Genomic DNA, 3239 nt, shown 5'->3' with positions numbered 1-3239 from the left:
TTTATTTGAGATGCTTATTTTTAAGAGTATGCTTTTATTTTAGGAATGTTTTGATCCGATGAGTCGAAAGCTCAGGTTGTGCTCACTCTTAAGTTGATGGGCATGGGATAATGAGCTAAATAAACAAATTTCTATGACAATTACCCATACATAAAAAAGCTTGAAAACCCATCCAAGCCTTTCTTACTTCTGTGCAATTTTTTCAATCTTATAATGAATATGTAAAAATTCAAGTCCAAATAGCCACATGCTATGATGAGCTGTTAACATTTTATCCTTACCCTCTGTAATGATGAAAGTCTCTGCTAACGGTAAACGGATTGTTAAGAACCGAGTATGTAAATAAACCCCCTCATCTCCCTGACCATTTTCTCTTAACTTACTAGTAATGATTAAATCATGATTATCATTACATAGCCTCAAAATACCAGTCATATTCGAATAAGGTAAAGGTAAGGCGATATTCATATATGTCTCATTCTTATTTGTATGCTTTGAATAAAGAGCTACAAAAATAGATTCACCTGCTTCATTTTTCCTTATCCAAGCCCTTACATTCTCTCTTCCGTCTTTCTCATCTATTACACTAATGATAGAGCCATGCATCGTTTCCCAATTGCCGCCCATCCCTAAATGTATTTGTCCTACATGCTTGCTCATTTTCTCATAACAAAATGCAAATAGGCGGAACCAACGAGCCCATTTAATATTTGATTGCAACTCATACTCTGTTGTATTTTCATAAAAACGAATAATACTTAAAGGTACCTTCGTCACGTCAAATGACTCACTATGAAAATCAGTTATTTGATCAACTAAACCGTTGTATTCCTTACTGCCTACTAAATTGCCGCTATATAAAAAAGCCTCACCAATTGCCACACTTCCTCTTAACTTACTCATTGGTTTCCCATAGTATTTATAATTCGGAACACTCTTTTCAATCACCCAGCCGATAAATGCCGGTAACGCTACTCCAATTCCATTGACAACACCATGAATCCAAACCATTTGAGCAATTGTAATCGTCATTACATGCTTCAAATTTCCGTATGAATATATAAGTGAGAACATAATTGTAACCATGAGTGTACTAGACGAAACGATTAGAAGAATCTTTGCACTGATAGCATTAAATTTTGCTCTCCAAACGTAAAATCCATACCCATAAATTGCACATAAATATAGGAACACTGCAAAAAATTCAAATATTCTTGAGTATGTAATTCCTATTGCAACTGTCATAGGTGAAATCATGATGATAAACATAATAACATCATACACTTTACTTCTTTTTTCTCTTTTTCTCCCTATTAAACCAGCTGATAATGGCAATAGAAACGCCGAATAATGAAAATGTGCAGCTGTGAGTAAAACAATGTCAGAGCTAAAATGCATAATTGAAAGTTTTGCTACTGAAGCAGAAAACCAAAAACCACCTAAAAACAAATAAATAAACGCACTATCTATGGCGATCTCTTCTAACGGCTTCCATCCTCTTTCTAGCAATCTACTTACACCAAATAACGCAACAATTCCTGTATATACAAACCAAACTAGCGCAAATACATATTGATTTGTGACGAAAGCTAGCATTGCACAAATTGCTGCGATTGGATATAAAAATGATACGGATTTATAAAATAATAATTGCGATCCATCTCTTTTTCTTTTATCAATAATACAAAGTGACATTGGTATAAATAATAAAACAGATAATAATATAATTGCTTCAACAGGATTTATATTTGACCACTCACATATTAGAAAAATAACATAACAAGCAAGCCCAAATATTATATTTTTCATATCGTTTATTCCCTTTCCACAAATGTTCCCTTATATGAAAAAAGCGAACCAATTAACGGGTTTCGTACTTGTACATGGATTCGAAAACACTGAAGTGTTTCATCATAACTTTCAACAATTTTTGCCTCACCATACAAAAATTTTGGTAACGGCATTTTTCTTCCAAACATATAAAACCATTGTTTCTTTGAAGAAATATGCATTGCCCCTAACTCATCGATATGAAAATGCAGTGTAGAAACGAGTAAATGTGGTTCACCAAAATAATCTACAATTTCATTTTCGTTTTCATCCAATTGCATAACTGCATTAAAATATCTTTTCTTATTATGGAAATAAAAAGTACGATTCCACCTTACTAATTCTCGTCCATATTCATCTCGCTCAGCTATGTTTTGTATCGTAAATGGAATTTCCTCTCCTCGTTCCGAGAAAAACATTCGAAACTTCGATGCAATTTTCAATATAAATTTCACGAAAAAAGAGCCACCGTAAATTTCATCCATCTTTCCTTCCCCTGTAAAACTATTCTCTTCTGTAATCGCATAACGCTTCTGCAATTCAGGATGAAGATTTTTATAGGTATCCCCTAATAATCGTTCATACATATTAGCCATATACTTATCCCTTTCTCGCCCTCTTGCAATTTTTCGCGCTTGGTAAATCGAAACTATTTATATAACCGACAATTGATAACCCCATTAAAAGAACATTTAATGTAATCGGATTAAACGGTCCTGTAAAGCTTGCGATATTCGTAAATCCTGCCGCTAACGTTAAAACTAGTAATACAATAATATGCAGTATAAATAATTTTCGTTTTGTTAGTGGCAACAGCCATACGACACCGAAAATTATTTCTAACCCCCCAATTATTTTAAGTATACATACACTACTTTCATTTGAACCGATTAATAAAGAAAGCATCTTTACTTCTTCTGAATGAGTAAACAGTAGTTTTGGCACTATCCCTTGATATATCCATACAAAAGCAAATAAAGAACATACGAGCCAATACGTCATTGTTCTTCTAATTAGTAACCTAGGATGAAGCCCCTTTTCTAACCATAATTTTAAGGCATCAAAACTCCAAGCAGTCGCCCAACCTAATAACGGACGAAAAATATAGGAATCTATCACATTTCCTATACGACCAAATCTTGTATCATAATCATATTGTGTCTCAAAATGGATGTATTCTTTATTGGGCGTATACTTCCAATAACCACGTCCTATTTGAATAAGAGATAATGTATTATCCGTCCAAAATTTTAAAGAAGAAATTCTTTCACCAGTTTCTTTTCTTATTTCACCTATTGATTCCCCTCGTATATTAATATTTAAGCCCTATCTCAGGCTTAGTTTTACTCTCTAATAAGAGTCCAGTAATAAAGAAAATACTTGGACGTCTCAAGATATTTCTAGATAAT

2 protein-coding genes and 1 pseudogene are annotated in these 3239 nt (G+C 33.3%); all 3 read right to left on the bottom strand.

What is annotated here, in order from left to right; genetic code table 11:
• Nucleotides 1-183 precede the first annotated feature (183 nt).
• Nucleotides 184-1809, bottom strand: coding sequence for a YndJ family protein (locus tag MR168_RS32515; RefSeq protein WP_086412151.1), 1626 nt, complete (start codon nucleotides 1807-1809; stop codon nucleotides 184-186).
• Between the two features lie 5 nt (nucleotides 1810-1814).
• On the bottom strand, nucleotides 1815-2426 hold the full coding sequence (locus tag MR168_RS32510; RefSeq protein ID WP_086388601.1) for a DUF4166 domain-containing protein: 612 nt from the start codon (nucleotides 2424-2426) through the stop codon (nucleotides 1815-1817).
• A gap of 4 nt (nucleotides 2427-2430) precedes the next feature.
• Nucleotides 2431-3156, bottom strand: a pseudogene (locus MR168_RS32505) (DoxX-like family protein); the annotation flags it as partial.
• Nucleotides 3157-3239 lie beyond the last annotated feature (83 nt).

The organism is Bacillus cereus group sp. BfR-BA-01356, assembly GCF_022663635.1.
Classification (GTDB): Bacteria; Bacillota; Bacilli; order Bacillales; family Bacillaceae_G; genus Bacillus_A; species Bacillus_A cereus.
This window is presented reverse-complemented; position numbering and strand designations above follow the sequence as displayed.

Coding starts and splice junctions, on each gene's coding strand:
- MR168_RS32515 (WP_086412151.1), bottom strand. CDS start 1,809: ATGAAAAATATAATATTTGGGCTTGCTTGTTATGTTATTTTTCTAATA.
- MR168_RS32510 (WP_086388601.1), bottom strand. CDS start 2,426: ATGGCTAATATGTATGAACGATTATTAGGGGATACCTATAAAAATCTT.